Origin of the sequence: Sphingobacterium detergens (genome assembly GCF_003610355.1) — a bacterium.
GTDB classification, from domain to species: domain Bacteria; phylum Bacteroidota; class Bacteroidia; order Sphingobacteriales; family Sphingobacteriaceae; genus Sphingobacterium; species Sphingobacterium detergens.
The window spans coordinates 255,205-280,512 of sequence record NZ_RAPY01000006.1; the positions used below are offsets into that span (position 1 = coordinate 255,205).

Annotated in this window: 22 protein-coding genes; 4 read left to right on the forward strand and 18 right to left on the reverse strand. The window is 39.2% G+C overall.

Annotated features, from left to right (window positions below; genetic code table 11):
- Positions 1-191 precede the first annotated feature (191 nt).
- From DFQ12_RS23790 to DFQ12_RS23875, 18 genes are all read right to left on the reverse strand, one after another.
- The gene (locus tag DFQ12_RS23790; protein ID WP_120261648.1) at positions 192-2,657 is read right to left on the reverse strand and encodes a phosphocholine-specific phospholipase C; all 2,466 of its coding nucleotides are present in this window, start codon (positions 2,655-2,657) and stop codon (positions 192-194) included.
- A gap of 5 nt (positions 2,658-2,662) precedes the next feature.
- A complete protein-coding gene (locus tag DFQ12_RS23795) occupies positions 2,663-4,102 on the reverse strand; it encodes a SusD/RagB family nutrient-binding outer membrane lipoprotein (RefSeq protein ID WP_120261548.1) in 1,440 nt (479 codons plus the stop codon).
- A gap of 14 nt (positions 4,103-4,116) precedes the next feature.
- Positions 4,117-7,461 carry a SusC/RagA family TonB-linked outer membrane protein gene (locus tag DFQ12_RS23800; protein ID WP_167457345.1) on the reverse strand — a complete coding sequence of 1,115 codons (3,345 nt, stop codon included), beginning with the start codon at positions 7,459-7,461 and terminating at the stop codon, positions 4,117-4,119.
- Between the two features lie 194 nt (positions 7,462-7,655).
- Complete coding sequence (locus tag DFQ12_RS23805) at positions 7,656-8,843, reverse strand: FecR family protein (RefSeq protein ID WP_120261550.1); 1,188 nt, start codon at positions 8,841-8,843, stop codon at positions 7,656-7,658.
- Between the two features lie 83 nt (positions 8,844-8,926).
- Entirely contained in the window at positions 8,927-9,520 is a 594-nt protein-coding gene (locus DFQ12_RS23810; protein WP_120261551.1) for an RNA polymerase sigma factor, read from the reverse strand.
- A 289-nt stretch (positions 9,521-9,809) separates the two neighbouring features.
- Positions 9,810-10,571, reverse strand: coding sequence for a tryptophan synthase subunit alpha (gene trpA / locus DFQ12_RS23815; RefSeq protein ID WP_120261552.1), 762 nt, complete (start codon positions 10,569-10,571; stop codon positions 9,810-9,812).
- A gap of 3 nt (positions 10,572-10,574) precedes the next feature.
- Positions 10,575-11,759 carry a tryptophan synthase subunit beta gene (trpB, locus tag DFQ12_RS23820; protein WP_120261553.1) on the reverse strand — a complete coding sequence of 395 codons (1,185 nt, stop codon included), beginning with the start codon at positions 11,757-11,759 and terminating at the stop codon, positions 10,575-10,577.
- Entirely contained in the window at positions 11,756-12,382 is a 627-nt protein-coding gene (locus DFQ12_RS23825) for a phosphoribosylanthranilate isomerase (protein WP_120261554.1), read from the reverse strand. Before DFQ12_RS23825 ends, trpB begins: the two co-directional genes overlap by 4 nt.
- A 1-nt stretch (position 12,383) precedes the next feature.
- Positions 12,384-13,373 carry an anthranilate phosphoribosyltransferase gene (gene trpD, locus DFQ12_RS23830; protein ID WP_120261555.1) on the reverse strand — a complete coding sequence of 330 codons (990 nt, stop codon included), beginning with the start codon at positions 13,371-13,373 and terminating at the stop codon, positions 12,384-12,386.
- Positions 13,374-13,763: 390 nt separating this feature from the next.
- Positions 13,764-14,231: a hypothetical protein gene (locus DFQ12_RS23835; RefSeq protein WP_120261556.1), complete on the reverse strand. Its 468-nt coding sequence runs from the start codon at positions 14,229-14,231 to the stop codon at positions 13,764-13,766.
- A 79-nt stretch (positions 14,232-14,310) separates the two neighbouring features.
- Complete coding sequence (locus DFQ12_RS23840; protein ID WP_028072584.1) at positions 14,311-14,532, reverse strand: DUF2795 domain-containing protein; 222 nt, start codon at positions 14,530-14,532, stop codon at positions 14,311-14,313.
- A gap of 122 nt (positions 14,533-14,654) precedes the next feature.
- A complete protein-coding gene (locus tag DFQ12_RS23845) occupies positions 14,655-15,413 on the reverse strand; it encodes an ABC transporter ATP-binding protein (RefSeq protein WP_120261557.1) in 759 nt (252 codons plus the stop codon).
- Positions 15,395-16,186 carry a lysophospholipid acyltransferase family protein gene (locus DFQ12_RS23850; protein WP_120261558.1) on the reverse strand — a complete coding sequence of 264 codons (792 nt, stop codon included), beginning with the start codon at positions 16,184-16,186 and terminating at the stop codon, positions 15,395-15,397. Before DFQ12_RS23850 ends, DFQ12_RS23845 begins: the two co-directional genes overlap by 19 nt.
- A gap of 66 nt (positions 16,187-16,252) precedes the next feature.
- Entirely contained in the window at positions 16,253-17,170 is a 918-nt protein-coding gene (locus DFQ12_RS23855; RefSeq protein WP_244211836.1) for a substrate-binding domain-containing protein, read from the reverse strand.
- 1 nt (position 17,171) lies between these two features.
- Positions 17,172-17,645, reverse strand: coding sequence for a DsrE family protein (locus tag DFQ12_RS23860; RefSeq protein ID WP_208642615.1), 474 nt, complete (start codon positions 17,643-17,645; stop codon positions 17,172-17,174).
- A gap of 1 nt (position 17,646) precedes the next feature.
- Positions 17,647-18,627: a c-type cytochrome gene (locus tag DFQ12_RS23865; protein ID WP_120261559.1), complete on the reverse strand. Its 981-nt coding sequence runs from the start codon at positions 18,625-18,627 to the stop codon at positions 17,647-17,649.
- A gap of 80 nt (positions 18,628-18,707) precedes the next feature.
- The gene (locus tag DFQ12_RS23870) at positions 18,708-19,610 is read right to left on the reverse strand and encodes a LysR family transcriptional regulator (RefSeq protein ID WP_120261560.1); all 903 of its coding nucleotides are present in this window, start codon (positions 19,608-19,610) and stop codon (positions 18,708-18,710) included.
- Positions 19,611-19,671: 61 nt separating this feature from the next.
- Positions 19,672-21,042 carry a dipeptidase gene (locus tag DFQ12_RS23875; RefSeq protein WP_120261561.1) on the reverse strand — a complete coding sequence of 457 codons (1,371 nt, stop codon included), beginning with the start codon at positions 21,040-21,042 and terminating at the stop codon, positions 19,672-19,674.
- Positions 21,043-21,148: 106 nt separating this feature from the next.
- Here DFQ12_RS23875 and DFQ12_RS23880 point away from each other — a divergent pair, with 106 nt between their 5' ends.
- The 4 genes from DFQ12_RS23880 (at position 21,149) to DFQ12_RS23895 (ending at position 25,295) form a co-directional block, all read left to right on the forward strand.
- Entirely contained in the window at positions 21,149-21,463 is a 315-nt protein-coding gene (locus DFQ12_RS23880; RefSeq protein ID WP_120261562.1) for a hypothetical protein, read from the forward strand.
- Positions 21,464-21,470: 7 nt separating this feature from the next.
- On the forward strand, positions 21,471-22,022 hold the full coding sequence (locus DFQ12_RS23885) for an RNA polymerase sigma factor (protein ID WP_120261563.1): 552 nt from the start codon (positions 21,471-21,473) through the stop codon (positions 22,020-22,022).
- Entirely contained in the window at positions 22,015-22,365 is a 351-nt protein-coding gene (locus DFQ12_RS23890; protein WP_120261564.1) for a hypothetical protein, read from the forward strand. The genes DFQ12_RS23885 and DFQ12_RS23890 overlap by 8 nt, the downstream gene beginning before the upstream one ends.
- Before the next feature lie 185 nt (positions 22,366-22,550).
- Positions 22,551-25,295: an outer membrane beta-barrel protein gene (locus DFQ12_RS23895; protein WP_120261565.1), complete on the forward strand. Its 2,745-nt coding sequence runs from the start codon at positions 22,551-22,553 to the stop codon at positions 25,293-25,295.
- The last annotated feature ends 13 nt before the right edge of the window (positions 25,296-25,308 follow it).

The following is a 25,308-nucleotide window of genomic DNA, read 5'->3' on the forward strand; positions in this document are numbered from 1 at the left end:
TTGGTGCAGTTTTACTGTATAAAGGATTCTACCACGTTATTCGTCGTATACAGGAATAATATCGAAAGGTATGGTTTGGCGTGTAATGATTTCTGAAAATAGAAGATTTCAGACGTATTGACTATTTGTTGCAAGAATCACAGATAGACGGGGCTATCTCTTTTCGAAAATAACCCCGTTTCAATTTTTTGTTATCGGCTTAATAGTGGATCACTTTTTCCGCTTTTCCCAGCTTCTATACGGCCTGCATACTGCTCTTGGAATGTATTGCAATCTTTGCAGCTGATACGGAAATCATACCAAAAACTTTGTTTGGAAAGATCAAACTGAATTGTTGTTGACTCACCACTTTTGAGTTGGACTTCTTTTTTGCCCTGTCCATAGCTGATGTCTTCAAGTAGGAGACGATGACCTTTACTGTCCTGATTTATACAAGTGAACAACAGACGTCCCGTAAATGATTTTTCATCTCTGCTCTTTTCATAAGTACAACGGATTTTGATATTTGGATGGTTAGTGTCGCCTTTAAACATACGATAAAATCCATTTGGTCCATGTACATCAAGTTGAAATAATCCATTGTCAAACGCATGGATAGCCCAATTGTCTGATAAACTGCCTCCAGGGGATACGGCGTAGTTACGGGAAGTTCCAATCTCACCCTTATAAGGAGTACTATGATATACTGTAAACGGTGAACCCGCAGTGCGGTCTCCAAATACCTTGTTTGAAGCTTCAAATGTCAGTTGATACCTTCCATCAGATAGATATTCTCCATGTGCATAAAGTTCATAGGGGAGAGCGCAGGAGTCACGAAGCCCTTCTTCCTGTTTTGGAAAATAAGGTGAACGGGCGGGATCCTGATCAATCTGCTTGATCTCATCTGCAGTTAATGCTTTGAATCCCATCGGAAGACCTTTAAATTTTGCCTGGTGGATCTCTGTGATAAATGGCTGACGTTCTAATACCAATGGCTTTTTGATTAGCTCTCCATTATAAGGCCTAAAAGCAGAAGTGAGATCTCCGCAGACCGTACGTCGCCAGCTACTCACATTGGTTTCCTTTGCTTCTTTTTTTACTTTGTGGCTAATGAATTTTTCTAAAAACTGCAAGCTTGAGGTATGGTCAAATACCTGTGAGTTTACCCAACCACCCCTTGTCCAGGGAGAAGCGATGATTAGAGGTACGCGATAGCCCAAGCCGATGTTGCTTTCCCTTCCACTTTCGGGGTAATACTGTTCGTCGCGACGTACAAATTCCAATTTTGGGTCAATATCTGGGGACACTTTGCCACTATCTGCTTCATAAGGATTAGGAGCTGTAAAAGGAGCGAAGTGATCAAAATAACCGTCATTCTCATCATAGGTAAGGATAAAGATTGTCTTTTTCCAGACTTCCGGATTTTGTGTTAGGATATCCATAATTTCACTCACATACCAGGCACCAAACCAAGGAGAGTCTGGATGATCGGAGAAAAGTTGAGGTGGAGCAAGCCAGGAAACCGTTGGTAGTTTACCTGCTTCGACATCTTTTCTAAATTGGTATAACACATCACCTTTTGGGATTTGCAGTTCCCGTTGATGCTCGCCTTCCTGATAATGCATTGTTTCGAGCTCCATGTAATCGGGCTGTGCACTGTTATTCACAAATGCACGACGATGAATATCTTTCGTTCGTTCATCAAGTTTTTCAAAGTTTTCCGCCGTGTATTGTTGTAGCTCTTCCAGCACATGTTGATGTTCCTTATGTAACTTTTCAAGTGCATCTTTGGTCGTTGTGGTGGCTATTTTCTGTTCCAGTTCTTCTTTTTTGCGTGCAAGCAGCTCTCTATAGCGCGGACTATATTTGACTTGATACTGAGGGAAATATTCCATGGGGTTGCATCCAAAATTCGCTAACCATCCATTGGCTTCTCCACTGTATCCAGCACTACTTGAAGAAATCTCATTTTGATATATTTTCCAGTCTACACCAAGTGCTGAAAGACGTTCTGGGAAGGTCTTCCAGTTCGCTTTACCACTAAATTCTGAATCACCGTTCCATACCAATGCCTTTCCGTTTAAGTTTTCCCGAATATTAGCTGTCCAAAAATAGAGTCTATTGGGATTTGTACCTGTAATACTTGAACAGAAATGTTGATCACAGATCGTGAAAGAATCTGCCAGTGAATAGTAGAATGGAATGTCTTCTCGCGTATAATGTCCCATCGTCAGTGGAAGGTCTGCGAACTCTTTAAATCCAGAATGTTTGACATCTAGCCATTTGTTCATCTTTCCTTTATTTCGGGCATCGGTTTGATCGGTCCAATTATGAGGCAAACATCCCATCCATGTAATTTTTGAATCTTTAATATCCAATCGGAAAGGAGCGTATGTTTCACCTGTTTTTTGCGTCTGTAACCACACTTTGTTTCTGTTTGGCTGGCGGATCGCCCTTGGATCATTGAAACCTCGCACTCCCCGTAGTGTACCAAAAGCATGATCAAAAGATCTATTTTCCTGCATCAGTAGAACCACATGTTCAGCATCATAAAAGGTGCTCCCCAAAGCGGGATTGATGGCCATTGCTTTTGCAATAGCAGAAGGAATAACCTGTGAAAGTGAGGCTCCTCCGGCAAGCATTGCTGCTTTTTTTAGAAAATCTCTTCTTGTGTCCATGTTTTTTATTTTATTAACCACATTGTGGCATTTACGTTATCTCCTTCGGTAAACTGTCGCTTTACAGCTGCATCCAGGTTGGATTCATTATATTGCGACTCAGAAAGCGGATATTGCCAGCGTTTTGGTATTTTACCTCCATTTAACGTTCCGGGGCCAACTCTTAACACAGGGACACCAGTGCGTCGCTGTTCAAAGAAAGGTTCCCAGCTGGAATTCATATAGAAAGCAATATATTTTTGTGTCAATATTTTTGTTAGCGGATCGCCTGTTTCTAATTTGACAAGACCCTTATTCAGGTAATCAGAAACGATCGTTCCGGTTATTTTATAGAAAGCCATTGATGCAGTTATTCCTTTTTGATAATGATCATTCATATCTCCGGAGATCCAGCCCCGTTGAATTGCTTCTGCTATTAGAAATTCCTGTTCGGCATAACTTAAAAAGATCATCGGTTCATTCACTGGACTTCGAAGATCGACAAATCTTCTGGCAATTAGCGAAGATTGAGCGGCACTAGCTTGTTGATCGGCAGGAGAGAGCCCTGCATCTACGCCTTTATAGTTTGAGAAAACTCCCGCTGTTTTACCAGCGATAGCGTCCCCAAATGAGAATAAACGAGGGTCCTCCCTTTTCTGAAGCATTTCTACAAAAGATTGTTCGAGTGATACTAAGGTTGAAACGCTTAGGTGTCCTGCTGTAGGGTAGTAGTTTGAGGGATCAGAGGTATTGAATACAAGTTGTGCATTGTCACCAATATTCCCCATGAGTGGATATTTGACTGGATTACTGATTATAGATTGAAATTGTTGCTTAATGGCTATTTTGGTTTGGCCTTCTTTCTTTGAAAGATGAATGAGCAGACGTAATCGATAAGCGTTTATTAGTTTTTTCCATTTATTGGCATCGCCGCCGTATATAATATCTCCGTCTATTTTTCCATTTCCTGTATCCAGGAGAGAGTTTGCTTGCTCCAGTTCTTGCAGTAGTCCATCATAGATATCTTCTTGTTTGTCATAGATTGGCGTGCGACCGTCTAGTTCGGCGCGAAGGGCATCTGTATAGGGAATATCGCCAAAGGTTTCTGTCATTTGCGCAAAATAGATTACACGAAACAAATGAGCAAGTCCTTGGAAATTTTTGTTGTCCGTAACAAGAGGTTCTAATTTGAGCACTTGACGTAAACCTCCATAATTATCATAATTGCCGCGATTCCAATTGTAGTTGATGGATTCGTTAGGTCGTTCATAATAAGTGAGGTGCCTTGAGGCATAAGCTGCACTGATAGGATTATTGTTAAAGATATTCTGACAGATATAGGTCATTAATAATGCCGGCGTAGCTTTGGTCGGTTTATTGGGGTTGTCTTGATAATAATCAAATTTTTTGCAGCTAGTCACCATGGTGAATAAGCAAACGAGCCAAGGAATATATGTTTTTTTCATAATAAGTTCTCCAATTAAAATTTAAGATTGACATTGAAACCGATGTTACGAACGGTCGGTTCAGCGAGCTGTAAGTCACTATATCCGTCAGGATCCATATAAGGGACCTTAGACCAGAGTAATAAATTGCGTCCTACCAATGAAAAACTCGCTGTCTTAAATGGTGTTTTGGTTAAAAGGCTGCTGGGGATTTGATAGCTTAGTGTCAACTCTCGTAGTTTAACAAAAGTTCGATCGTAGAGAGTTGACTCATCAATTCCGTTTGTGTAAGTTGCAAAAACCCAATCCACATAGTTTACCTTGGTGGTATTAGGAACGAAAGTGCGGGAATCACCGGTTATATTACCTTGGGCATCATAGGTAACATCTCCTCCGGTTTGTGTTACGCCACCGGCAAGATAGGTCTTTTCTCCACGGTAAGCATCGTCACGGTAACTATTTGCGGTATTGGGATGCATACCACCTTCATACATTTTTGCTTCTATAGCATTATTTGTTTTCCCCCCAATACGACCGTCGAGAGCAAAGGAAATTCCGAAATTTTTATATTGAAAGCTATTCAGAAATCCAAATTCCCAGTTCGGTAGCATATAGCCAAGATTGACCTGCTGATTAATGTATTGCGGAATTCCATTTTCATGGACAATCTGTCCATCTGGAGATTTTTGCCATGCCCAGCCGCGATAGATATCCATTCGTTGCCCCACTTTTACACCACCGCGAATTTCTTCACCACCTTGATATTCAAGCACTGTATTACGTAATCGGGAGTAATTTAATGTTGTACTCCATTTAAAATTCTCCGTCTGTATAGGTGTTCCTGATACGACAACTTCGATACCTCTCCGTCGGTAACGGTCACCATTTACTTGAAGTTTTGCAAACCCTGAAGCTTCCGATAGGGGGACTTCTACAACATTGTTAGTCCGGTCATAGTTGAAATAGGTGAAATCAACGCCGATCCGATTGCGAAATAGCCGTAACTCAGCACCGTATTCCTGAGAGATTGTTTTGTTGGGTTTTAATCCTGGAGGACGTAAGGCATCAGGAAGATACAAAGAAGGGTTTCCGTTCCATCTGCTACCGATTTCGTAGCTTAATAGCGCACTATAGGCATTGATATCGGTCGTGGCATCTGTTACAGCACCGCGTAGTTTAAAGTAAGAGATTACTGTAGGTAAATGGAACATTTCAGATACGATCAGGCTCAAGGAAGCTGAAGGATAGAAATATGAATTGTAAGGGGATTGTAGAGCAGAGGTCCAATCGTTTCTTCCTGTTAAACTTAAAGTTGCCATATTACGATAGTCCAGATCAACATAGCCATACATTCCATATACTTGTTTTTCTACGCGTTCATTGGTAGAGCGGACAGGGTCTCTGGAATTATCCAGGTTGTACCATGCTGGAACAGAGAGCCCACCTGTTGTCCTAGACTCCAGTTTATTGTACTGGTCTAATCTGGTACTCGCCCCGACACTGGCACTAATCGTAAAATCTTGGGATAGTTTTTTATCATAGGTCAATAGTGCATCACTGACAAAACGCATGCGATTATCACGATTGACGCTATAATTACCATATGGTGCTGCGGAAGTACCATAATTGATATAACTATATGGAACGCGGCTTTCACTGTTAGCAAAGTTTGTGGTAATGCCACCGCGAACGAGTAATTTTAGGTCGTTGTTAAACTTATATTTGATATTTCCTTGTGATACAATGACATCATTGGTATAGGCTCTTTCCTTCTCGTATGCTAAGAACCAAGGGTTATTATACCAGCTATAATTATAGGTTAATTGTTCCGAGCCTTCCCGCCCTGGTTTCCAATAATTCCGCATATCCCGAATGTCGACATCAGGTCCCATCCATAATATGATGTTGTAAAGATAATTATCAGGAGAATAATCACTATTTGGATAATTAGGCGAGTATTGTCTATTATAGGATAGTGTTGCCTCGGCATCGAGTTTACTGTTTAGTTTGAGCTTCCCTGCTAGGCTTAATGTGGTAGAATTTAACGTGGTGTTGGGTACTTGGCCTTTCTGATACAAGTGAGATAATGAGATGCGATAATCTGACTTGTCCGTTGATCCGGCCACACTCAAATTATGGGTCGTTATTAAGCCATTAGTGAGAAAATTATTTAAATTTTCTTTCCCTCTACTGATCCATGGAAGGGGTTTCAATTTATTTGTCGCTGGATCCAATGGACTATTGTATTGTGGTATTTCGACAAAACCGCTACTTGTGCTCGGATCAGGTTGATTCAATTTTGGTCCCCAGACGTAACCATAGGCATCATTGATACCACCGCCTTTTCCATCGACAAACGCGTATTTTCCATTAAATCCCATACCATAGTCCTGCTGTGTTTTGGGAATACGTAAGAATCCGGCTTGAAATTCCGTACTAGAGTTATAGGTGAGTTCAATTCCTGCAGTTCCGCCTTTGCCCTTTTTGGTGGTGATCATAATAGCACCGTTTTGTGCTACTGAACCATATAAAGCTGATGAAGCAGTTCCTTTCAATACAGTAATATTTTCTATATCATCTGCATTTATGCTCCACATATTAAAGCCATCTGGGGCAGGAACCCCATCAATGACGATTGTAGCATTGCCCCCTCTCAGTGTAATTTCGGGATTTTCAAATAGGGTAGATTTAGTTTTGATTTGGAGACCAGCAACTTTACCAACCAAGCTGGACGCAACATTAGGCTCACGGGCTACGGACAGACTTTCTCCCTTAACTTCCTGTGCAGCATAAGCCACCTTCCGCTTCTCTTTATTAATACCTAAGGCAGTGACGACCACTTCCGCCATCGCATTGCTGATTGGGTTCATCACTACCTGAAGATCTTTGTCTTTCACTGTAATTTCCTTTCTCTCGTATCCCAAAAAACTAAAGACTAGTGTTGAGTTAACGGATACCTTTAATGCAAATTTTCCTTCTGAATCCGTGCGGGTTCCAATTTTATTGTCAGTTTTTGTATAGATATTAACGCCAGCAAGTGGTCCCTTTTCATCCCTTACAGTCCCTGAAATCTCGATTTGTTGTAACCTAAGGGCTGCCGTAATTGTGATTGTTCGCGACATCTTTTGGTAGGTCAGCCCTCTCGGAGCGAGGATTTTTTCCAATGTTTCATCTAAAGACGCCTGTTCTACTGTAAGATTAACTGGTTCTGCTTTATTTACCAGGTCGCTTGAATAAAAAAACTTATAATCAGTCTGTTGTGTTATTTTTTTTAGCACATTATCCAAGCGCATGTGCTTGACTGATAGGTTGATTTGTTGTCCGTTTGTTTTGGCATTGAGCCCAATTGAGAACAAGATGAAGATGATTGTCAATTTCATTCTTCTAATGATTAAATAATGTTCCGTAAAAAAACGACATAGTTGTATCGTTTCTTTACGATCACAGAAATATTCCATAATTTTGAATTAAGGTTGTTTAACGATTTTTTTGAACAGCTTTTTTGAATAGACTGCGGAGATGTTACCACCATCTCCGCTTTTTTTGTGTTAACTTCGTATCATAGGCAGCGTTTTTATTTGTTTTTTTGTTTAACAGTAAGATGATTGCCATTAAGGATAAAATCCAGGTTGCCTACATTTGCAAGCATTTTCAGTACGCCATTTAATTTACTGTTACGATCCATACTACCACTATATAGACCCTTGGGTAAATTTCCAACTATGCTGACTTTCAAATCATACCAATTACTAATATCTTGTAATATCTTACCTAATGTTTCATCTTTAAAATAGAAATATCCTTCTTTCCATGCAGTAGCACCTTCAATATCTATCGCTTGTGTTTTTAACTTGTTTTTTTCATCTATAAAAGCTCTTTCCCCTGGTGTCATGACGATGTGCTGATCATGATAGGTCAATTGGACCGATCCTTCGACCAATGTGGTTGATACATGTTTGGGATGATAGGCTCTTACATTGAAAGCAGTACCTAATACAGAAATATTGAGATCTCCAGTTTGGACTTTAAAAGGACGTTTTTTATCTTTTTGTACTTTAAAGAATGCTTCTCCTTCGACTTTGACAAAGCGCTCATCTGTAGGAAATCGATTTGGAAAATAGAGCTTGGAATTAGCATTTATCCAAACAGTCGATCCATCTGGTAACTGTATTTCAAAAGTTCCAGCTTTTGGAACTTCGAGCACGTTCCATTGAATAGTTTCTTCAGCGGAACTTCCGCCATAAACCAATCGACCTTTTTCGTAGTTCAGATTTGCTATGCTGTTCTTCTCATTAATTGTGTGTTGCTTGTTAAACTCAAGCTTTTCGCCATTATAAAGTGTCAGACGTGCTTGGTTTTTCCCCGGAAGTATTTCTGTTGGATGTTTTTCGACAAACTTTTGCGGTAGATTTTCAGATATATTTGGTTTGTAATGCCAAAGTATGGTTAACATGCCTAGGATTAGTACTGCTGCTGCCGAAGCAAATGTCCATAGTTTTTGTACTTTTCTTTGTTTTTTTTCTCTCTCCTGAAGCGTTGCTAGTGTTTGTGCCATTTTTTTGTCAACAGCACAAATGATCGACTCAACGACTTGGGTGGGTGGTTCGCATTGCTGCGTAGAAATCTGTTCTTCTATTAGCTCACGAAGATTCTCGATGGATGCAGTAGAACCAAAATGTTGCATCAGTTGTTCGATGTCTTCAGCTGAGCAACGGTTGACAATAAAATCCTGAAACAGCTTATTCAAATTTTTCTTTTCCAAGGCACTTCTTTTATATCTATTACGCCTTGCTAATGAAAAGTCACTACACGAAATTGAAATTATTTTTTATTTTTTTGAAAGAGCTATTTAGTCCACAGAAGAAGAAGGAAATAAGGGAGATTTACTGGGTTCTGTAGAAACAGTAATATTTTTTTATTGGCACGATTTAAATGGTTACTAATCGTATTGGGAGATATTTGTAAAAGATCTGAAACTTCCTCATAGCTGCGCCCCTCTATTTTGCACAATTGAAATACCGTTCTACATTTAGGGGGAAGTTCTGTCAATGCTTTATCTATCAATTCTCTTCGGTATTTATTTTCCAAAAGCTCATCTATATGTTGGTAGACAGTTTCTTGGATATTGACAAGATATTGCTGATAATTTCGATCTTTACTGATTTTTCGATAAAAGTCAGCTACCATATTGGCTGCTATGCGATAAAGGTAACCTTCAAAGGAACGTTCAGGGTCAATCTTTGTTCTATTTTCCCAAACTTTAACGAAAACATCGTGAAGAATATCTTCTGCAATATCGGACGCTTTTACGAGTTTAAGCAGGTTGCTTGCCAGTTGATGCTTGTACGTATTGTACAACCATTCAAAAGCTATCATTTCACCTGCATTTAAGCGAATGATCCAGGCAGTATAATTCAGATCTTCAGCCTTGCTCTTCATTTTGCGAAACTATTGGTTATACATGAATTGGTTGTTAACTGAATGTAATCAGATTGTGTATATTATTCTAAGACTAAACAAGCGATCTTAAAAGATATATCATCAGCTAAAGCGTATTTACGCTACAATATTAGTAAATTATGAATAAAGTTTGCAAATATCTTTTAAAGGAGTGGAACTTTAGGTATTCTACAATAGGGCAATAATGCTTCTTTTTGAAATGGTGAACAAGGTACTAACGTGAATCTGTTGTTTTCTGTTGGATTCACGTTAGCACTTTGTTGTTGTACTATCCTTTTATTGATTTTATAAAATCAGGGATCTGATTCATATAATCTTGCTCCGTCAATCTTTTCACAAATGCACTACCGATAATCGCACCAGTGGTATATTGACTTGCTTTTTGAAATGTATCTCTGTTTGAAATTCCGAACCCAACGATTAAAGGGTTGTTCAGCTGAAGATCATGTATCCGCTTGAAATAAGCATTGGTATCCTCACCTACATCCAGTGTTTTTCCAGTTGTGGCATTGGAGGACAATAAATAAATAAAACTATTGGATAGACTATCTATTTTTCGGATCCTTTCAGTTGAAGTCTGTGGCGTTACGATAAAGATATTTGCGATGCCGTTTTTCTCAAAAGTTTCCCTATAGAGGTCCTCGTATTCATACATCGGTAGGTCTGGAATAATGACACCATTCACACCGACATTTTTGCATTCTTCACAAAACTTCTCCACACCGAACTGGATTACAGGATTGACGTAACCCATTAGGAAGACTGGGATCTGCACATGTTGGCGTAGTTCACGTAACTGTTCAAATAATTTTTTGACAGTCATTCCGTTGGCCAGAGCAACTTCTGAACTGTGTTGGATAACAGGTCCATCTGCAACAGGATCGGAGTAGGGAAAACCTATTTCTAAAAAGTCTGCACCCGCTTCTTCCAATTTCTTGGCTATGCGGATCGTACTGTCCAGTTCGGGATATCCTGCTGTAAAATATATCGATAGAAGGGGATTGCCTTCTTTTTTTTCAATCGTATTCATGCGTTAAAAATCAAAGTATTTCATATAGTTATCGAGATCCTTATCGCCGCGTCCTGATAAACAAACGACAACGGTTTCATCACCCTTGAAAGGGATTTTTCCTAAATAAGCGAGTGCATGTGAGCTTTCGATTGCGGGGATAATACCCTCCAGTCGAGTGAGCTCCAGTCCCGCACGCATCGCCTCATCATCTGTGATGCTAACATATTTTCCTCTTCCGGATTTAAACAACCAAGCATGTTGCGGTCCGATGCCAGGGTAATCAAGTCCGGCAGAGATAGAGTAAGGTTCTATTACCTGACCATCTTCAGTTTGCATTAATATGGATCGACTACCATGCAGTACACCTTCTTTTCCGAGTGCTGTTGTCGCTGCAGATTCACCGGAATCAACACCATGTCCAGCAGCTTCTACAGCATACAACTGTACAGATTCATCATCCAGAAAATGATAGAACATACCGGCGGCATTGGATCCACCACCCACACAAGCTAATACGATGTCAGGATTCTCTTTACCTGTTTTTGTTAATAACTGCTTTTTGGTCTCTTCGGAGATAATGGATTGGAAGCGGGCAACCATGTCAGGATATGGATGTGGGCCTACAACAGAGCCAATAATGTAATGTGTATCGACCGGATTATTGATCCAATCACGCAAAGCTTCATTGGTCGCATCTTTGAGCGTTTTTGAACCAGATGTTGCAGGAATAACTTCCGCACCCATCATTTTCATTCGCGCAACATTGGGTGCCTGTCTTTGGATATCAATTTCACCCATATAGACGGCACATTGTATCCCTTTTAATGCACACACGGTAGCCGTAGCTACACCATGTTGTCCAGCACCTGTTTCTGCGATGATCCTTTTTTTTCCTAAACGCTCAGCTAATAGAATCTGTCCGATGGTGTTATTGATTTTATGTGCGCCAGTATGGTTAAGATCCTCGCGTTTGAGGTAGATCGTTGTACCATATTTCTCAGACAGTCGTTTCGCATGATACAAAGGGGAGGGACGCCCTACGTAGTCACTGAGTAGTTGATTGAATTCCTCCTGAAAACTTTTCTCTTCGATTATCTTGAGGTATTCTTCACGTAGCTCTTTTACATTGGGATAGAGCATTTCGGGGATATAGGCGCCACCAAATGGACCGTAGTACCCTTTTTCATTGACTTGGTATATACTCATTGTTTAATACTATTTATACTGTGGGCTAAAAGATCGATATCTTTTAACCCCGGTTCTACTTCAAATTTTGAATTGAGATCCAAGGCATATAACCTGGGATCATTCGCCTGCAAAGCGTCTTTGATATTGTCCACATCCAATCCGCCACTAAGGAAATAAGGATACTCGAGCTTGTATTGATGCAGTAAAGACCAGTCGAATCGCAAGCCTGTACCTCCGTAAGCGTTACTTTTGGTGTCAAATAAAAAATAGTCAGTTGCTCCGGTATAGGCGTTCAATACTGTCCAGTCAAAATGTTGGTCTATACCGAAAGCTTTGATCACGGTTACAGCGGTATGTTGTTTAAGCTCCTCACAAAATTGAGGACTTTCATCTCCATGTAATTGAACCGCATTTAAATTGAATTCGTCTATTTTATGATAAATTTCCGTTAAGCTTGCGTTCACAAAGACACCAACTTTTATGACACCCTTAAGCTCTTTTATATATTCCTGGTTGGCGTTGCCAACAAATCGTTTGGATTTTTCATAAAATATAAAACCGATGTAATCAATAGCAAGACCAGTAACCGCAACGATATTGTCGGGGTATTTCATGCCACAAACTTTTATCTTGACTGCCATTTTACTGGTTTGTTATTTTTTTGAAACTTTTGAGCGCTTTTCCTCCCATAAGTGATTCCTCGGCTTCATAGAAACAGTCACCAAAGGATTTTTCAGGATGAAATGTTTTTATGGCAAATGCTGCATTTGTCAAAACTACATTGTTCTGTACATCTGTACCCTCATTATTTAAGATAGATAAAAAAGTCTTTGCTGCTTCAGCGATGCTGTCTCCACCAGCGAGTTCCTCGGGAAGAATAGGGCTAAAGCCTAGTTCCTCCATATTATAATAATTTTCACCCTGATTGTTAATGACCTTGAAATCGCCGGTCATCGATATTTCATCATAGCCATCCAATGCATGGATAATGGAGTATTGTTTGTTTGTATTTTGGTATAGATAACCATACAGACGTGCGAGCTCTAAGCTGAATACACCTACAGATTGAAATTTCGGGTTGGCCGGATTTGTTAATGGCCCCAACATGTTAAAGAATGTTTTTACACCCAGGGCACGACGTATCGGCGCAACTGTTTTCATAGCTGGGTGAAATAATGGTGCGTGTAGGAAGCATATATTGGCTTCGTCAAGCTGACGCTGTAATTCAGCTTTGTCATTCATAAATTGATAACCCAAATACTCCATTACGTTCGAAGATCCGCAGCTCGATGATACACCTATATTACCATGTTTGGCAACTTGATAGCCCGCACCGGCTGTAACGAAAGAAGCAATTGTAGAAATATTGAACGTATTTTTGCCATCACCACCCGTACCACATAGGTCGATCAGATCGTAGTCATCAAAATCCAATTGGAGGCATAGGTCGTACATGGCATCTCTAAACCCACCAAGTTCTTCCACCCGAATACTACGCATGCCATAAGCTGTCATAAAAGCAGCGATTTGATGACTGTCATATTTACCTTTGGCAATGTTCGTCAAGATCTCATAAGCTTCTTGTCGCGAAAAAGACTTGTATTCAAATAAATGGGCTAAAATTTCTTTCATAATATTTTTTAAATAAAAAAGGGCTTACCTTATTCAGGCAAGCCCATCATATCTTGATGTATATATCAAATAATGCAATAGGAGTTTGCCACAACGTTATTCGTTGTGCCACCACCAAGCTTTATTTAATACAGTTATTATCATTTCCGTTTTTTGTTATTACAAATATGGTTGATAGAATTTTAAAATGCAAGTGTTTTTATTGAAAAATTTTTAAGAAAGCTTGTTACGCTTAAAATTGCTTTCAAACAGCATGTCATAGAAAAAGGGAACAAGGTGAAAGCATCCCACCTATTATTCCGAGAATACGAAGATTGTATCATCAGATTTGCTCGCATACCATAGAAGGTATGTCTACTTGGACCAACAAACAATAAAGTCAATAAAAGACTAATAGAATACGAAATGTGCTTTATTGTTCCCTTTAGAAACCAAGGTAAAGGAGGCTATTTTCTTGTCCCGAATAACAGTAGCAAAAACAAAACGATTGAGATGCCTAACGAAATAAACCTGTTTCGGATCTATTCCTTCAAGGTCAATATCGAAAGTTTCTTTTCGACCGGCCTGTATAAAGTTGATATATTCCAATTTGTTGATATCCTTGCTCTGTACGTTGATTCGCATCTCATCTATGCTGGCCAGAAGATATTCCTGTTGGTCTTCATCTAGATTTTTCCCTGTTAATATATCCTGGCTTAAAATGATGTCCGTAGCGAGATTGGTATCATTGAGACGATGTACAAATTGCTTTAATACAGTAACATTTTCGGAAATAACCGGCTTTTCCTGTGCGAACACGGAAATATAGAGTATACAGCTTACAAACGTTAACAACAATACCTTTACTTTTATTTTCATAAGCTTAAGACTGAACTTCACGGCAATGGATTAATTTACTGAAATAAAAAACGCCTTTAACTAAAGGCGTTTTTATTTTCTAGTATTCATCTTCATTGAAGAAGAAATCATCTTTTGTTGGATAATCGGGCCAAATTTCTTCAATATTTTCATATGGCTCACCGTCATCCTCAAGAGATTGTAAGTTTTCAATCACCTCAACTGGTGCACCCGAACGAATAGCGTAATCGATTAATTCATCTTTTGTTGCTGGCCATGGTGCATCTTCTAGATGCGAAGCTAATTCTAATGTCCAATACATATAAAAACAATTTAAGTTCTCTATTTTCGCAAAACTATCATTTAATTTAACTTAAACAAGTAAATCAACTGTTATTTTTGTGTCAATAATATAAGTGTTTGATTTATAATGAAATAATATTTTTAAATATTCTCAAAGTCGCTCCCCTTTTCATTCAGCGCACTTAGTCGTGGCGATACAGATTTAATATCAGCATTGGGATAATCGTTTTCAATTAGTCCATCGCGCATGCGTACAATACGATGGGCATGTAGTGCAATATCCTCTTCGTGTGTGACCAAGATAATGGTGTTTCCCCTGGAGTGGATCTCTTCGAGCAGACCCATGATTTCAATGGATGTCTTTGTGTCAAGATTTCCTGTAGGCTCATCAGCCAATATAATGGAAGGATCATTGATCAGCGCTCTCGCAACAGCGACCCGCTGACGTTGTCCACCAGATAGCTCATTGGGTCTGTGATCCATACGATGTCCCAGTCCAACACTTTCCAGTGCGCCAGTAGCTTTCTCTTCACGTGTGGCCTTATTGTATCCAGCATAGATCAAAGGAAGTGCAACATTCTCCAGTGCGGTGCTTTTAGGAAGTAGATTGAACGTTTGAAAAACAAACCCTATCTCCTTATTTCTTACTTCAGCGAGCTCATCTTCGGACATGTCACTTACATTAATCCCATTGAGGATATATTCACCTCTACTAGGGGTGTCCAAGCAACCCAGGATATTCATCAATGTGGATTTCCCTGACCCTGAAGGCCCCATAAGTGCTACAAATTCTCCTTTATGGATATTGAGTGTAACCGAACTGAGCGCATGAATTGTTTCTGAGCCTATTTGGTATTCCCGCGCAATATCTTTAATTTCGATTAATATCTTTCCTGACATATTTTTTGGACGTTCTCTGGTTGATGAAAATACGATTTATTCTTCATAATCCAATAGGAATGCATTTTGTCATATACAATTTTCTCCAAGTCGGACGCATTGTTGTCGTCAAAGTCTTTTGTTTCGATAGGTGAAAAAACATGTACCTTAACAATTCCCGGATGAGACCCCCTTTTTGCGCCATCATCAAAGAAAATGTCCCATGCATTTTCAATAATAATAGGCACTACAGCCACATCATTTTGAACGGCAATACGAAAAGCACCAGACTTAAATGCATGTATTTGAGGCGGAAATCCATCATCGATCTTTCCTTCCGGAAAAATAACGACACTTCGACCACTTTGGACAAGCTCATTAGCCCGTTGAAATGCTTTAAATGAAGATACTTTGCTCCTTCGCGTGACAGGGATATCTATGGTTTTGAAAAATATTCGGGTAACGGGATTTTTAAGAAGAGAAGCCTTGCCAATAAATGAAAATGGGACCGGGCATAAATAGGTGAGTGCTGTGATATCAAGCACTGAAGTATGATTGGGACATAATACCATCGGTCTGTTCCAGTCTATTTTCGATTCGTAAGTTACTTTAAAAAATACGCCTGCCAATGCCGATCCTCCAATCGAGACCCAACGCCTCATACGTGCAATCCGCGCATAGTTCTTTTCTGGATGCTGGGCCAAAAAATAGATATAGGGGAATAATACGATGAATACAAGTAGAACGCTAATAAAATACCAGTAACGATGGAGTTTTTTGAGCAATAGAACCATACAATTCAACTAATTTTGACCTAAAGTAAAAAAAGAAAATGGATAATTAATTATCCATTTTCTTTTTTAGTCTATTGTAAAGCCATACTTCTTGTAAATCTGCTTGGCTGTAGGGGAGTCCATAAATTTCAGAAAATCATCTGCCGCCTGTGCGTGTGGTGCATTTTTTAGTTTTGCGGCCACGTAGGTTGCCGTGGTATTTTGACTGTCCGGAATTGTGATACCTTCCACCGGATGGCCAATAAGTTTTTGATAAACAACTTCAGATGTCCAGACCGGTGCGACATCTGCTTGACTATAAAGGATACGCATCGGGCTTTCGCGATGATGTATTTTTGTTAAATGCGTGCTTCCATCCTTTACTTTATCCTCCATAATCTTCTTGACCAGTTGTTCGCCTCCTGCTTTTTTATACGATGCTTTAATTTGCTCTCCTATGCCTTCCCATAGTGGATTGGGCATGCTAATGCGCACATTGGAGTTACCCAGATCGTTCAATGTTTTGATATTTGCAGGGTTTCCCTTTGGGATCATCAAACATATATTGTTATAACAATAGGTCTGGGTATGACTGAAATAATCAGCCATGTCATTAATTGCGCGTTTGCTTGCCGTGTAAATATCAGGTTTGTGCGTAATGCGTAGGTTACCGATGGTGATGGAGCCCCCTTTTATCTGCTTTGCCAGAATTCCGGGAGGCAATGTTTCTACAAAAATACGTTCGTACTGAGGATATTCCTTTTTGAAAGATGTTAATAGGTCATCGACAACCATAAATTGATTACCAGCAAAGAAAACTGTTAGCTGCGGATTTTCGATATCGCCATATAGATCGGGGATATTATCGATCCCAGGAACCGTAAAATTAAGTGCTGATTCCGGGGGATTATTCCATGGAGGATCAAAGCGATGTTCTTGCGCTTTAGTTTTTGTCGATACGAACAAGGCCATAGCGAGGGTGAAGGGGATTAGCTTTTTCATCATACTATGGTTTTACAATAACCCAGCCTTCATTAGCCCGCAAGATTAACTCACCATTTCCACTAGGGACGTACCCGATAAAATCGAATAATTCTTCCTTTGCAATATGTTTTTCTTCCAATGTGTTTAAACACTGGGCGACAATAACTCCTTTTTCTACGAGGTCCTGCAGTGGTTTTTCATACTGACTATTCTTTTTTAAATAAGCTTCTGTCCCGCCTGAAAAAGCAACCAGTTCAATTTGAAGATGCCCTTTTAATCGAGGATCTTTCAAAACGTTGTTGATATTTCGGATGGCCTTCTCAATTGTTTTTGGATCATTGCTATCCAATTGATAGATCGCCTTATACATTTTTTTCTTTGCAACAGCACCCGTATATTGATGGTTGTTGAGTAATAATTTATTGCTTTGTGCTTTAGCTTGAATCGTTGTCATCGCTAAGAGGATGCAAGCAATTGTCAGTTGTTTTTTCATCATATTAAAAATTATAGGGTCCGTGTTTATGTTGTTCTAAACTAATATTATCTGCGTATGGGGGATAGGGACTATCCTTTGGTTTTTTTGCCAAATTTGGATAATCGAGCTCCTTGTTTGCTTTTTTAGGTCGGTCAAAAGAATTGATATAGGCAGCGACATCATAAGCTTCATCGTCGCTGAGCTGAGGTGCGTCGTAACTTGCTCCTAAGGGCATATTAGCTTTGATAAAGCGTGTTGCGGTAAGCAATCGTGCCATACCAGCTCCATCGTTATAGCTGTCTTTTCCCCAAAGTGGCGGGTATAGATATCCCTTGCCGGTAGGCTGGGTCATGCCTTGTCCATCTTTTCCATGACAGCTCGTGCATTTGCCCTCAAATACCAGCTGACCGTGTTTTAAATCTGCGGCACGGTTTGGGATCTCCATTTTGACAAAACCCTGTCCGGCTAATCTTCCTTTATTGACTGTATTGATACTGATGTTTTTTATATAGGTAACAATAGCGCGCATTTCTTTACTGTTTTCTGGAATAGTACGACCGTTCATACTTCTTTCAAAACAACCATTAATGCGTTCCTCCAGAGATTCTACTTTGTTTTCCCGTCCAATGTAAACTGGGAAAACATTTGTGAGACCAACATAAGGAGCCGCGAATGCCTTGGTCCCACCGTTGAGATGACAACTGCTGCAAGCCAATTTATTTCCGATTTTTATGTCTCCGTCGTAAAAGTAGTCGTAAGTGTTTTTGATCAGTTTTTCACCATAACTAGCCATTTCCCCTTCCGGATTGTCTTTGAAAGAAACAGCTTTGAATTGTGATACATGTGTGATCAATGAGTCATTAGCGAGAGCAAGTGAATCCATTGACCTGTCATTATTTGCATGTTTAAGCGGAAACACACACAGCGTTGTACAGGTAATAAACAGTGCGACAATGATCCAACTGAGCGCTTTTAGATAATTTGTTAGTTTTTTGTGTTCCATGCCTCTAATTCGTTTGTACAAATCTACCAGCCTATCGACAAGGATTAAAACGATGTTTCTTTATGAGACATAACCAAATGTTATATCTTGAAATTTTGTCTCAGACAGAACTGTAGGAATTGGTTTGGAGTACCGGCAAGACCACCATATAGATGCGTGAAATAGAAATAACGTTCGATAGACAAATGAGGAATATCGACGATGGTCAATTGATTATTTAATACCTCCCGCTGAACAGTATGAATAGAAAGAAAGGCAAAACTATGACGGCGGGCCAGATATCCTTTGATACTTTCTGTTGATGGGAGTATCATTTCGATCTGGATTTCAGCAAGACTGATCCGTTGTTCTTTTAATGCATTCTCAATAATCGTACGGGTACCCGAACCCTGTTCGCGAAGAACAAGAGGTAAACGTGTTATATCGGAGAGAATGGGATTTTTTAATTGTTTTAATAGCGGGTTTTCGCTATTGGTAACTAATACGAGCTCATCTTTCATGAAAGGGATATATTTTAATGCCCTATTGTCGGTTGATCCCTCTGTGATACCAAGATCCAATGTTTTGTCAATAAGCTGTTCTTCGATGCTTCGACTATTGGATTGAAAAGATTGGATGCGGTTGTTTGGGTATTGAGATAAAAAATCTGCCAGTAAGGTTGGAAGCACATATTGAGAGATTGTCGTGCTGGCCCCCAATACAAGATTCCCTTTACGTCCAGTTTGTAGTTCTTGTATTTCCTGTCCTGCCTGATTGTAGAGATTGATAATCTGTTGGGCATATTTATAGAGAATTTGCCCCGATTCGGTCAGGTCAAGGTTATTTCCCTTTCTCTCAAAAAGAGGAACACCGAGTTTTTTTTCCAGCTCCTGGATGTTTTTGCTGACCGCAGGTTGTGAGATGAAGAGTGCCGAAGCTGTCTTGGTAAAATTAAGATGCTGAGCTGCAGTATAGAAAACGATGAGACGAAAATCAAAATCCATAAAACGATAAAGGGTTATTTCTAAAATTTAAAAATAACCCTTTATCTAATGAAAAACTAAATTATTTGCTTAGTTCTGCGTAATATTTATGAAATAAAGGAATTGTAGAGATACCCATTAAGTAATTCTCGATTCCATATTTCTCATTTGGTGAATGCAGGTTATCACTGTCAAGACCAAATCCAAGAAGCACCGTTTTTAGTCCTAGAACGTCTTCAAATAAAGCAACAATTGGAATAGATCCACCACCACGGGTAGGGATTGGTTTTACGCCAAATGTTTCATGCAATGCTTTTTCAGCAGCTTTATAAGCAACACTGTCTGTTGGAGTGACCACTGGTTCACCACCGTGATGCGGTTTTACCTCTACTTTAACGTAATCTGGTGCAATACCCTCAAAATGTTTTTTGAATAGTTCCGTAATGCGTTCAGAATTTTGATTTGGAACAAGACGCATTGAGATTTTTGCATTTGCTTTGGAAGGTAACACCGTTTTTGCACCTTCACCGATATATCCACCCCAGATACCATTGACCTCCAAAGTAGGACGGATTCCTGTGCGCTCTAAAGTTGTATACCCCTTCTCTCCCCAGATATTCTGAATACCCAAATCTGCTTTGTATTCTTCGATATCAAATGGAGCTTCATTCAATGCTTTGCGTTCTTCAGCCGTTAATTCAACGACATCGTCGTAAAATCCAGGGATTGCAATATGGTTGTTTTCATCGTGCAGAGAAGCAATGAGTTTTGTGAGAATAGTAGCTGGGTTCGCAACGGCACCACCATATACGCCAGAATGTAAATCACGATTTGGTCCAGTGACTTCAACTTCGACATAAGAAAGCCCACGGAGACCTGTTTCCAAAGACGGTTGCGCCATGCTGATCATAGACGTATCCGAAATCACAATAACATCCGCTTTAAGTCTTTCAGTGTTTTCTTTTACAAATGTACCTAGGTTAACAGAACCGACTTCCTCTTCACCTTCGATCATAAATTTGATGTTACATGCCAAAGCATTGTTTTGCATCATATATTCGAAAGCTTTCACATGCATATAAAACTGTCCCTTGTCATCTGCCGAACCACGGGCATATATTTTACCATCGCGGATAGTCGGTTCAAAAGGAGGGGTGTCCCACAACTCATATGGATCTGCTGGCTGTACATCGTAGTGACCGTAGGTCAGTACAGTTGGCAATGAAGGATCAATAATTTTTTCGCCATAAACGATTGGATTACCAGCAGTGGCACAAACTTCTACGTTATCGGCACCTGCTTCACGCAATTTTTGAGCAACAAATTCAGCAGTCTTCTGTACATCGCCCTTAAATTTGGGGTCAGCACTGACCGAAGGTAAACGCAATAAATCAAACAACTCATCTAAAAAACGTTGCTTGTTTGCTTCTACATATTCTTTAATGTTTTGCATATTGTTTGTATTTGAAACAAATTTACACAAATAGACACATTTAACTCAATTTGTTGTAACCTTTTCGGAGTCGGTAGTGACTAATGTTAAAATTAAATCAAATATTATGGAAAAACAGACAATGGCAGCAGTTGTGGCTGTGGGATTATTTACCTGTATCACATTTTGTGTTTATTTTGTCATGCGTTATCGCAGTACAGCAATCAATATTCCCGGAGAGGAAAAAAGAAAGCAGCCTACTGATTGGCAAAAACCAGGGATTCTGGTATTAGGCATAGGAATTGGGCTGTTTATTGTGGGTGTAATACAAAACTATGTGAGCGCCGGCTTACCAGATTCACTCGCTGTTGCAATTCTGATTATATCTGCTGGTATAGCAATGATTGTCGCAAATAGACTGGATAAAAAACACGATATTTAGCCATTCAATGGACGAAATCTATATTCGAAAAGTACTATCCGGGGATGTAGAGTCATACCGGTATTTTATAAAAACGTATCAAGATATGGCTTTTTCTGTTGCGCTTTCCATTGTTAAGCAGGAACATTTGGCTGAGGATGTTGTTCAGGATGCTTTTATAAAATGTTATCAGTCGCTGTCCTCATTTAAAGGTAAATCAAAATTTAGCACCTGGTTTTATCGTATCGTTGTTCATATTGCTTTTAATAGCATACGGTATAAGAAATTGACGCTGATCGACTTTGATCTCACAGACCATGATCAGGCTTATGATGAGTCTATACTTGATGAAATTATCGACAATGAGCGAAGAGAAATGATTAATGATGCCCTTGCTATTTTGTCTCCCAAGGAATCTGTCGCCTTACGTCTATTCTACCTGGAGGAACAATCCATGGAAGAAATCCAGGAAATAATGGGTTGGACACTCGCTAATACGAAAGTCATTCTGCATCGGGCACGAAAAAATATGCAACAGGTATTGAGTCAATTGATTAAAAAATCCGAATATCATGGATAACGAACACAAGAAAATGAAACAGGCCATGCAAATGAGTAAAGTAAGCATGCCCTTTGATGACTTCGAACAACGTATTATGGGCAAGATCGCAGATTTAGAAAACGCAAAATCTAAAGCTCTTTCAGATAAAAAATATGCCATTATATTTTTCCTTTTGGGATCAATCTGTGGTATTCTACTCAATAGCTATTGGATGAATAAACTTGAGATGATGGAGATGATGGCCACATACCGCAATTATATAGCGATATTCTCCCAGATTGTTTTTGTGGTATTGGTCTGTTTTTTCTGCCTGCAATTATGGAAATTGATCAAGATACAACGCGATAAAAGCTATCAATAATTCCGAATCTTTTGTGGAATTTATTCGATTGCTGTATCCTGATTATATAACCTTTTTATTTCGTCTCAATTAGCCGTAGACCGTTTCAAAATACTTTTTGAGAAATAAAATTAAATTTACTGTAACAAAACATTGGTTTTATATACTAATGTTATATTGATATTAATATACTATCCAATAATTTTATGAAAAGAGTTTTGCAAATTCTCTTATTTTTCGTTTTCGGTGTTCATGGAATAGCGCTAGGGCAGTCCAAAATTGCCGGAAAAATAAGCGATGTAAAAGATCAGGTCAAGCTATCTGATGCAACAGTCATGTTGTTAACCGCTAAAGATTCCATATTGACAGGTTTTACGAGATCAGATGAAAATGGACTTTTTTCTTTATCAAAGCCAGATACAGGATCTTATCTATTGATCGTAAGTTATCCCAAATACGGTGATTATTATACAGAGATTTCTAAGGATAAAGATTATTCCAAGTTAGCTGTTGGGCTGACCAAAACGGCTACTTTATTGGAGGAAGTTATTGTTACTGGTCGAATTCCCATTACTATAAAAGGAGATACCACCGAGTATGACGCTGGTAGTTTTAAAGTAGAAAAAAATGCGAAGGTTGAAGATTTGTTGAAGGTCTTGCCTGGGATCACAGTTGATGCGTCCGGAAAAATTACCGCACAAGGTAAAACTGTCAAAAAGGTATTGGTGGATGGTGAGGAGTTTTTTGGTGACGATCCGACATTGGTAACCCGCAATATTCGATCAGATATGGTTGATAAGGTACAGGTGTATGAAAAGAAATCCGAGCAGGCAGAGCGAACAGGTGTAGATGACGGTCAACGTGAACAGACGATTAATGTCAAACTAAAAGATGGAGCCAAAAATGGCATGTTCGGAAAAGCCTTACTCGGTGGCGGTACCAGTGACTATTACATGGGACAGTTGATGTTAAACAAATTCAAAGGATCTCAAAAGATCTCCGTTTATGGTCTTTTTGGAAATAATGGGACGACAAGTATGAACTGGCAGGATGCACAGAAATATGGTGGTGACTCGGGTGTTTCATACGGGGATGACGGATCCATGTCCTGGACCAATTTTACGGATCCTTTTTCCGGACAAGGTGTTATCGGTATACCACGTGCGATCAATTCGGGTGTCAATTTTTCGGATAAATTCAACAAGGATAAACATAATGTCAATATTAACTATAAATACGGAAGATTAAGCAGTGATGGAGACGATGAGACAATTAGTACGGGGCTGATCAATAATAAATCAACTAAATCCGTCGATACAGAGAACGATCAACATCGTGCCAATTTAAAATATGATCTGAATTTTGATTCATTAAATACGTTGACCATCCGCGGCGGAGCTTCCCGCAAAAATCTTTGGTCGGACAACAAACGTGAAGCCTATCAGTTTACTCAGAATATGGATACTACTGTAGCTGAAAAAACTCATGAGACGATCAAGAACACTATCAACGAGTTGAATTTTAGTACTTATTTTACCCATAAATTTAAGAAAAAGGGACGTTCATTTACATTTGATGGCCAAGTCAGACGAACTGAAATGATAGGAGATGGTTATCTATTCTCAGAGGTTAAAAATAGTTTGGCTAAGAAGGATACCGCAGGTTATACGCCAATAGACTCTACAGATCAACGTAAGGAGCGCAATAATAAAAATGAGGTGCTAGGCGCTTCGGTATCGTATACAGAGCCCTTGTCAAAAGTTTGGAATCTTGTTGTCGGAACGGGCATAGAAAGTAGTAATAACTCCTCCCGTGTTGAATCATTCAATAAAGGTGCTGACGGGGGATATAATGACCTGGACAGTCGTTTCAGTAACAATTACGATTTTGATAGACGGAGCAGCAGATATAAATTAGCCATTGTGCATACGACGGATAAGTTTAAGTTTACCGTTGCCAATAATTTTAATAATGACAAACTGAAACAATATAATTACTATAGCCAAGAGGGGCTTTCCAGAAGTTATTTTACGTATAATCCCAATGTAAGTGCGGGATATTCATTTACAAAAACCAAAGGATTATGGTTGAATTATACAGGAAAGAATCAGTTACCTTCCATGACTCAGATTCAGCCTATTCTGGATAACTCGGATCAGATTAACCGTTATTTGGGAAATGAAAATTTAAAACCTTCTTTTAGAAACTCTTTAAATATCAATTATAACTCATTTCGTATTCTGACAGGAAGTTATGTCTATGCGGGCGGAAATATCACTTTGGATAAAAATCCGATCACGCAAAATATAGATACGATAAAAGGACTCAATATCTATACCTGGAATAATGTAAAGGGTAAAACAAACACCTCTGTGAACATCTGGTCTGGGTATCATTTTAAATTGAGCAAAAAATTAGGCTTGTCCAATTCGCCACAGTTTTATCTGAATATGAGTGACAATTATAATCTATTCAATCAGCAATTGAACAAGGTCAATACAACGAATTTCAATTTTACATACAACTTTAAAAGAGATACGAAGACTGGATTGAATTTCGATTTGAACTTCAGTCCGCAATATCGGTTAATGAAATCCAGCTTGGAGCGCAACACAAATAGCAACGGCTTTGTATTTGGATCAAATGGTAGTGTAGAATATTTTATTGGCAAAACCTTTAAAGTGTATACAAACTATAGCTATACCTACGAAGCAGCAACGAAGGCTTTTGATCAAAAATTTGAACAATTTTTGTTGCACCCCGGGGTAAGTAAAAAATTCCTGAAGAATGAATCACTTATGTTGGATTTTATGATCAATGATGTGCTTGACCAAAATAAAGGTTTCAGCCGTTCGGCATCAACATCAATTTTTACACAACGTCGATATGATACGATCCGTAGATACTATATGCTCAAGCTATCTTGGGACTTCACAAAAATGTTTCTATAAATTTAAGTTAATA

What these genes read in the sequence shown, in the direction of transcription:
- DFQ12_RS23790 (WP_120261648.1), bottom strand. Translation starts at nt 2,657, where the DNA reads ATGGACACAAGAAGAGATTTTCTAAAAAAAGCAGCAATGCTTGCCGGA.
- DFQ12_RS23795 (WP_120261548.1), bottom strand. Translation starts at nt 4,102, where the DNA reads ATGAAAAAAACATATATTCCTTGGCTCGTTTGCTTATTCACCATGGTG.
- DFQ12_RS23800 (WP_167457345.1), bottom strand. Translation starts at nt 7,461, where the DNA reads ATGAAATTGACAATCATCTTCATCTTGTTCTCAATTGGGCTCAATGCC.
- DFQ12_RS23810 (WP_120261551.1), bottom strand. Translation starts at nt 9,520, where the DNA reads ATGAAGAGCAAGGCTGAAGATCTGAATTATACTGCCTGGATCATTCGC.
- trpA (WP_120261552.1), bottom strand. Translation starts at nt 10,571, where the DNA reads ATGAATACGATTGAAAAAAAAGAAGGCAATCCCCTTCTATCGATATAT.
- trpB (WP_120261553.1), bottom strand. Translation starts at nt 11,759, where the DNA reads ATGAGTATATACCAAGTCAATGAAAAAGGGTACTACGGTCCATTTGGT.
- DFQ12_RS23825 (WP_120261554.1), bottom strand. Translation starts at nt 12,382, where the DNA reads ATGGCAGTCAAGATAAAAGTTTGTGGCATGAAATACCCCGACAATATC.
- trpD (WP_120261555.1), bottom strand. Translation starts at nt 13,373, where the DNA reads ATGAAAGAAATTTTAGCCCATTTATTTGAATACAAGTCTTTTTCGCGA.
- DFQ12_RS23835 (WP_120261556.1), bottom strand. Translation starts at nt 14,231, where the DNA reads ATGAAAATAAAAGTAAAGGTATTGTTGTTAACGTTTGTAAGCTGTATA.
- DFQ12_RS23840 (WP_028072584.1), bottom strand. Translation starts at nt 14,532, where the DNA reads ATGTATTGGACATTAGAATTAGCTTCGCATCTAGAAGATGCACCATGG.
- DFQ12_RS23845 (WP_120261557.1), bottom strand. Translation starts at nt 15,413, where the DNA reads ATGTCAGGAAAGATATTAATCGAAATTAAAGATATTGCGCGGGAATAC.
- DFQ12_RS23850 (WP_120261558.1), bottom strand. Translation starts at nt 16,186, where the DNA reads ATGGTTCTATTGCTCAAAAAACTCCATCGTTACTGGTATTTTATTAGC.
- DFQ12_RS23855 (WP_244211836.1), bottom strand. Translation starts at nt 17,170, where the DNA reads ATGATGAAAAAGCTAATCCCCTTCACCCTCGCTATGGCCTTGTTCGTA.
- DFQ12_RS23860 (WP_208642615.1), bottom strand. Translation starts at nt 17,645, where the DNA reads ATGATGAAAAAACAACTGACAATTGCTTGCATCCTCTTAGCGATGACA.
- DFQ12_RS23865 (WP_120261559.1), bottom strand. Translation starts at nt 18,627, where the DNA reads ATGGAACACAAAAAACTAACAAATTATCTAAAAGCGCTCAGTTGGATC.
- DFQ12_RS23870 (WP_120261560.1), bottom strand. Translation starts at nt 19,610, where the DNA reads ATGGATTTTGATTTTCGTCTCATCGTTTTCTATACTGCAGCTCAGCAT.
- DFQ12_RS23875 (WP_120261561.1), bottom strand. Translation starts at nt 21,042, where the DNA reads ATGCAAAACATTAAAGAATATGTAGAAGCAAACAAGCAACGTTTTTTA.
- DFQ12_RS23880 (WP_120261562.1), top strand. Translation starts at nt 21,149, where the DNA reads ATGGAAAAACAGACAATGGCAGCAGTTGTGGCTGTGGGATTATTTACC.
- DFQ12_RS23885 (WP_120261563.1), top strand. Translation starts at nt 21,471, where the DNA reads ATGGACGAAATCTATATTCGAAAAGTACTATCCGGGGATGTAGAGTCA.
- DFQ12_RS23890 (WP_120261564.1), top strand. Translation starts at nt 22,015, where the DNA reads ATGGATAACGAACACAAGAAAATGAAACAGGCCATGCAAATGAGTAAA.
- DFQ12_RS23895 (WP_120261565.1), top strand. Translation starts at nt 22,551, where the DNA reads ATGAAAAGAGTTTTGCAAATTCTCTTATTTTTCGTTTTCGGTGTTCAT.